This is a genomic window from Nitratidesulfovibrio liaohensis, assembly GCF_011682075.1.
GTDB lineage: Bacteria > Desulfobacterota > Desulfovibrionia > Desulfovibrionales > Desulfovibrionaceae > Cupidesulfovibrio > Cupidesulfovibrio liaohensis.
Window position 1 is genome coordinate 1 of sequence record NZ_VSMK01000125.1, and the last position, 6,301, is coordinate 6,301.

General features: G+C 63.3%; 5 protein-coding genes. 3 read left to right on the plus strand and 2 right to left on the minus strand.

The window, feature by feature from the left end; all coding sequences use genetic code 11:
- Positions 1-241 precede the first annotated feature (241 nt).
- Positions 242-1,165, minus strand: a complete 924-nt coding sequence (gene era / locus FVW27_RS05530) for a GTPase Era (protein ID WP_167123430.1) — start codon at positions 1,163-1,165, stop codon at positions 242-244.
- A 926-nt stretch (positions 1,166-2,091) separates the two neighbouring features.
- On the opposite strand from era, the gene FVW27_RS05535 reads away from it, so the two are divergent.
- Both FVW27_RS05535 and FVW27_RS05540 read left to right on the plus strand, forming a co-directional pair.
- The gene (locus FVW27_RS05535; RefSeq protein WP_167123432.1) at positions 2,092-2,370 is read left to right on the plus strand and encodes a hypothetical protein; all 279 of its coding nucleotides are present in this window, start codon (positions 2,092-2,094) and stop codon (positions 2,368-2,370) included.
- 243 nt (positions 2,371-2,613) lie between these two features.
- Positions 2,614-3,393 (plus strand): hypothetical protein, encoded by a 780-nt coding sequence (locus FVW27_RS05540; protein WP_167123434.1) that lies wholly within the window; start codon positions 2,614-2,616, stop codon positions 3,391-3,393.
- Between the two features lie 26 nt (positions 3,394-3,419).
- On the opposite strand, the gene sfsA is transcribed toward FVW27_RS05540, so the two are convergent.
- Positions 3,420-4,160 carry a DNA/RNA nuclease SfsA gene (gene sfsA, locus FVW27_RS05545; protein WP_167123438.1) on the minus strand — a complete coding sequence of 247 codons (741 nt, stop codon included), beginning with the start codon at positions 4,158-4,160 and terminating at the stop codon, positions 3,420-3,422.
- 508 nt (positions 4,161-4,668) lie between these two features.
- On the opposite strand from sfsA, the gene FVW27_RS05550 reads away from it, so the two are divergent.
- Positions 4,669-5,841 (plus strand): pyridoxal phosphate-dependent aminotransferase, encoded by a 1,173-nt coding sequence (locus FVW27_RS05550; protein ID WP_167123436.1) that lies wholly within the window; start codon positions 4,669-4,671, stop codon positions 5,839-5,841.
- Positions 5,842-6,301: the final 460 nt, after the last annotated feature.

Below are 6,301 nucleotides of genomic sequence, written 5' to 3' on the forward strand. Positions count from 1 at the left end.
CGGCGCGGGCGGCGCCATCCACGCGGGCGCGCACGGCGGCCCAGCGGTCCAGCAGGGTCTGTGCGGCTTCGGGCGGCAGAAAGGCGGAGGCGGCTGCAATATCGTGCGGCATGACATCATCCCGGGGGGCAAAAAGCGTGAACGCCGCCCGCCGCACGACAAACGGCGGACGGACGGCGCGAAAACCGTCGACGGCGGCCCGGCAGGGGCCATACGGAGCCAGCCTGCCGGTGATGCGTCGCTATTCGTCGGCCAGACCCAGCGAACGCAGAAAGCCCACGTCCTCTGTCCAACCTTCGCGCACCTTGACCCACAGTTCAAGATGCACCTTCTTTTCCAGCAGGGTCTGGATATCGACGCGGGCCTTGGTGCCAAGATCCTTGATGGTGGCCCCGGCCTTGCCGATGACCATGGACTTGTGCGACGGGCGGCCCACGTAGATCACCGCGTGGATGGTGACAAGGTCGCGCCCTTCTTCTTCATCCCACTTCTCGATTTCGACGGCCACGGAATAGGGCAGTTCCTGACGCAGGGCCAGGAACAGCTTTTCGCGCACGATTTCCGCCGCCATGAAGCGCACCGGCAGGGTGGAAAGCTGGTCTTCCGGGTACATGGCCGGGGCCACGGGCAGCTTGGACTTCAGCAGCTTGACCAGTTCGGGCAGGCCGTCGCGCGTCAGGGCCGAGACGGGAAACACCTCTGCCTTCGGCCACAGCTTCTGCAGCTCTATGAACAGGGGCAGCATCTTCGACTTGTCGCGGAACAGGTCCACCTTGTTCACGGCCACGATGACCGGGCGCTCTTCGGACGCCACGGCGTCCATCAGCGGCTTTACGTCGTTTTCGAGAAAGTCCGGCTTCTTGATGTACAGGTCCGCGTCCAGCATGACCAGGATCACGTCGGCGCTGTGCATGGACTGCCACGCCGTCTGCAGCAGGATCTTGTTCATGCGGCCGCGCTGCTGGTGGATGCCGGGGGTATCCATGAAGATGACCTGCGCGTCCGGCTCGGACAGGATGCCCACGATCTGGTTGCGGGTGGTCTGGGCGCGCGGGGTGACGATGGCCACCTTGTGGCCCAGCGCAGAGTTGAGCAGCGTGGACTTGCCCGCGTTGGGCGGCCCCAGCAGGGCAACCCAGCCGCAGCGGTGTTCGGTCTTGGTCATTATATATGCTCCTTGCGGAAAAAAAGTCGTGTTCTCCGCCGCATGTTCCACAGCACGGGCCGTGCGTCAAGGAACGGCGGGAAAATTTGGCGGACGTGCGGGGTGCGGCGATCAATGCCGGGCCGGGCTCGAACGGGCACAAGGCCAGTCGCGAGCCGGGCGCGGATCGGGCGCAGGCCGGATTGGCCGGTACCGCCTGCAACGGGCACGCCCCGGCGACATGAAACATGGAGTAAGAAGGATGCGGGCACCGCCCGCGCCTGCCGATGCCGGGGCCGCAGGGGTCGAATCGGCCTGCTGCGCCGTGAGTGCGTGCGCGTCCGGGTGCATCCGGGTGCATCCGGACCCATCGGTGCGCGTCGGGCCTGCATCGGCCCGGAAATCCTGGCCGGCATGGCGGAACAGGCCCCATACGCGGTGGGACGCGGCCCGTCAAGCCGCGCGGGGTGCGAAACAGGCCGAATGGACCGCCCTTCGGGGCACGCCGGACAGGAAAGAGGCAGGACAAACCGGACCGAACGGACGGAAACCACCGGGCAGAAGCTGCCCCCGTCGCAACGGCGGGGCACGGCCCGTCAGCCATGGCGGCACATCCAAAAGGTTCTCAGGTGGGACCACGGGGGGAATCCGGACGCTTCCCCATCCCGCCATACCCCCCGCAGTGGGAAGCGCCCCCCCGGAAAAGCCGAAAATCCTGTCTTTCTATCCCCGGAATGCCCCCGTGCCCTGTTGACGTTCCGGATACCATCTGTATTACTGACCGCACGACAGAACGTGTATCGACCACTTGGCGCGCACGTTCCGGCAAGCCTTCGGCAAGCGCCGCGCAGGTCTGCCAGCGGCCACGCCGCGCCAGCCCGCCATCCGTCCGGTTCCGCTTGTCTGTCCATCGTGCCCGCGCCCACTCGCGCCCCACGGAGAACGCCATGCCCCGCAAGGTCAAATCGGTCCGCGTGCCGGAAGAGCTTTCTGCCATCGACCTGTCCGGCATCATCGCCGAATGCGAAAAGTACCTGCGCGACCTGGAATCGGTCGCCATGCTCAACCAGCAGGGCGAACGCGAGGCGGCGGAGGCGTTGCTGCGCGCCCGCCAGTCCGACCTTGGCCGCCGCGTGGGCATGAAGGTGTGGGAGGCCCGCAAGCAGGCTGCCATGGAGCGGTTGCAAAAGGGGCAGAACACGCAGGCCACAGAGTCGTCTGCGTAGCACCAACCGCAGCGAACGAAGAAACACTTACGTCGCGTACGGATATTTCATGTTCAGCGTGCATCGTCTTTCTCCCTCACCATTCTGAAGAATTGCGGATGACCACTCCTCTTCTCCACGCACTCGTGCGAGACGTAACGATTCACAGCAAGCAAAACAAGCTCCCCATTAAAAATAGACAATTTACAATATATATCATACAGAACCCCTGTGCAGCCCAACACCTTAAGCACTGGGGGACTGATGCTAGCTAGCAACGCCTTACGTGAAACAGGAAAATTCATTGCATTCGCCTGTTACCTCAATTCACTCCTTGCGGTCAAAATCATGCATCCCGGCCTGTTTATGGACTACTTCGCTGGGGTTTGTATTTTTTCAGCTATTTCAATAGTCCTTTTCATAATTTCGTCGGGCGGCATACAAGAGATACTGGGAAATATCGTCATCAGCATCATCCTCATAATCGGTGCACGGTTCATCCCTATACTCTTTGTTCCTCTGCTCTTTCTCTGGATTATTGGCAACGTGGCCAGATCAATAATTACACTGAAGGACTTATTTGGAACAACGGTGCTCAGCACCATTATGGCAACATTGCTTTTCGCAGACGAAATATTTGGAAGAATCGGGCCATGGATATATTTCACAGGCTCACTATACGCGCTACTTGCGACAGGTTACGCATGCAGAATGCGCCTTTTAAACTTCAAGCACGGAATACTAAACACCAGCCTCCTAATCCTAGCCATGCCCATATTCGCCCTGACAGTGGCATCCCTCTTCAGTGGATTAAAAAACGCTTTTTCAATAACCCGCTATTCAACGCACACACTGACTCCCAAGATCCAAAACGTATCCGCCCATATGCGGGGGGATACCCTTGTTTCTGCCTATCAACGTACCGTGCAAGTTCCCGTTGAATCTGTCTCATCTTCATTATCTGCGGGCACCGGCGCAATTGGACTTGGAGCAAGCAGCAGCGCCGCTGCAATCGTCTCCCCAAACAAAGACGAACAAAGCTGACGCGAATTCATTTGTCGGAATAGCCGTTAACTCCCCACCACCGCCATCTCGCACCCGATGTCCACCCCCGCCATGCCAACAAGGGCGCGGTGGGGGTGAATTTCCACGCCCGCCGCGCGGGCCTCGTGGAACAGTGCGGCATAGGCGGGGTCGATGTAGTCCGCCGGGCCGAAGCAGTGCCCGTCGGGCCGCTGGATAAGGTAGAACCCGGCGGCGCGTTCCCCGCGCGCCACAATGTCCATCATCTCGCGTAGGTGCTTGGCACCGCGTTCAGTGGCGGCATCGGGAAAGGCGGCCACGTCGTCCTCCACCAGCGTCACGTTCTTGCACTCCACCCACAGGGTGGGCAGGCCGGGGCCGTCCAGCCGGGCGTCCAGCCTGCTTTCGCCGCGCTTGGCCTCGCGCCGCAGGGTGGTGTACCCGGCGGCCCACGGCAGCCGCCCGGCGTGGAAGGCCGCCTCCAGCAGTCGGTTGGGGACGGAGGTGTTCACCCCCACCCAGAAGCCGCGCGGGCCGTCACCGTCGCAGCGCACCAGTTCCTGGGTATATTTCAGCTTGCGGTCGGGGTTGGCCGCAGGCGATGCCAGCACCGCCGCGCCGGGGCGCATCAGCCCCAGCATGGACCCGGAATTGTTGCTGTGCACCCACAGGGGCGCGCCATCCACTTCCAGTTCCACGCTGAACCGCTTTACCCGCCGCACAAAACGGCCCACGACGCAGCCGGGCGGAAACGGCAGCAGCGGTGCGCCGTACCCCGCCGTGCCCATGATCGGCACATCATCCGTCAGGTTGCCCTCCGCTTTGCCCGTGGCCCCGGCCATTCGTCCCCCTTCACGTCCTTTGTTCACCGCATGCCCTTTACTCACGACATGTTCAGCATTCACCGCACGTCCTCACCATTGGCATCACCGGCACCATTGGCACCACCAGACGCGGCACCAGCTTCGGCCCGCGCCCCTGTGGCTCCGTCTTTTTCACGGTGCATTGCTTCGCCCGACATCGTCTTTCCTTACGGCAGGTTGGCGCATGGTGCGCACCGTGCGCCACGGCACGGCCAACTGCCCGTGCATCCTGCCGGTATGTTTTGATGTTTCCGCAATTTACAGCCGCCCCGTAAGCTGGTAACCAGCCGCCAAGAGCAGGAACGCCGAAAGCCCGCCCTGCGCACGATGTTCTCATGCGCGCCCGCCGTGCCCCCGTGCCTTTCGTGCCCTGCGCGACACGTGGCACGCAGGCGGCAGCGCACACCTTACCACGCGAACAGGACGCACCGTAATGAGAATCTCCGACCGTCTCACCCGCATCAAGCCGTCGGCCACCCTGGCCGTCAACGCCAAGGCGCTGGAGCTCAAGGCCAAGGGCGTGCAGGTGGTCAGCCTTGCCGTGGGCGAGCCAGACTTCCCCACCCCGGAACACGTGCGCGAGGCGGCCAAGACCGCCATCGACGAAGGCTTTACCCGCTACACCCAGGTGCCGGGCATTCCCGAACTGCGTCAGGCGGTGTGCGGCTACTTTGCCCGCTTCTACGGGGTGGAAGCCCCCATGGAAGCCACGGTGGTCACCAACGGCGGCAAGCAGGCCTTGTACAACCTGTTCCAGTGCCTGCTCAACCCCGGCGACGAAGTGCTGGTGCCCGCCCCCTACTGGGTGAGCTACCCCGCGCTGGTGGAACTGGCGGGCGGCGTGCCGATGTTCGTGGCGTCCCCGGCGGAACGCGGCTTCAAGGTCACGCCGGAAGAACTGGACCGCGCCGTCACCCCCAAGACCCGCGTGCTGCTGCTCAATTCGCCCTCCAATCCCACGGGGGCCTGCTATACCCGCGCGGAAACCGATGCCATCATGGAATGGGCCATCGCCCGCGACCTGTTCGTGGTGTCGGACGAAATCTACGACCGCCTCGTGTACGAACCGGCGGAAGCCGTCAGCGTGTGCGACTGGTGGGAACGCCACCCCGAGAACGTGGCGGTGGTCAACGGCCTGGCCAAGACCTTTGCCATGACCGGCTGGCGCGTGGGCTACGCCTTGGCCCACCCCGACCTGATCAAGGCCATGACCAAGATCCAGGGCCAGTCCACCTCGAACATCTGCTCCGTGGCCCAGAAGGCGGCGCTGGCCGCCCTCAGCGGCCCCTACGACGCGGTGGAGGAAATGAAAAAGGCCTTCCGCCGTCGGCGCGACCTGGCCCACGGGGTGGTTTCCTCGTGGCCGGGGGTGGTCTGCCCCAAGCCCGACGGCGCCTTCTACCTGTTCGCGGACATGCGCGCCCTGTTCACCCCGGCCCTGCCCGATTCGGCCAGCCTGTGCACGCACATCATGGAGCAGGCCAACGTGGCGCTGGTGCCGGGTGCGGCCTTTGGCGACGATGCCTGCCTGCGCTTCTCGTACGCGGTGTCCGACGACACGCTGATGATTGCGCTGGACAAGGTGGCGAAGGTTCTCTTCGGCTAGCCCAAACGGTCTTTTCGTCCGTTGGCTGACCGATCCGAAGGACGCGCAGCGTGCCCGTCAAGCGAGTCTGCGAGCTTTACGGGCATCGAGCGCAGAGCGGTCAAACTTCGCCTGCCATGGCTTTGCTGTCCTTATCCGTAAGACTCGCGCTGCGCGCTCGCCTAACGGCTAAGGCTCGGTCGAATACGATAAGAGTACGCGTTGCGGTCCTCATCCGTAAGGTTCGCTTCGCTCACCCAACGGCTGAGGCACTCCCTCATGGCAGGCTCGTTTTCCTTGCCAACGGACGAAAATCCTCGTTTGGGAAAATGCTGGCGCAGGAATGCACCAGCGCACCGCACCGGCCTCGCCCTTCACTGAAAAGTACGCTATGATGGCGGCATGTCCCGCGCGGCTCGCGCACGCGACCGACCGGGGCGTGCCGCCGCTTCGCTGGCCCCGCCCGCGCGACGGCAAGGTG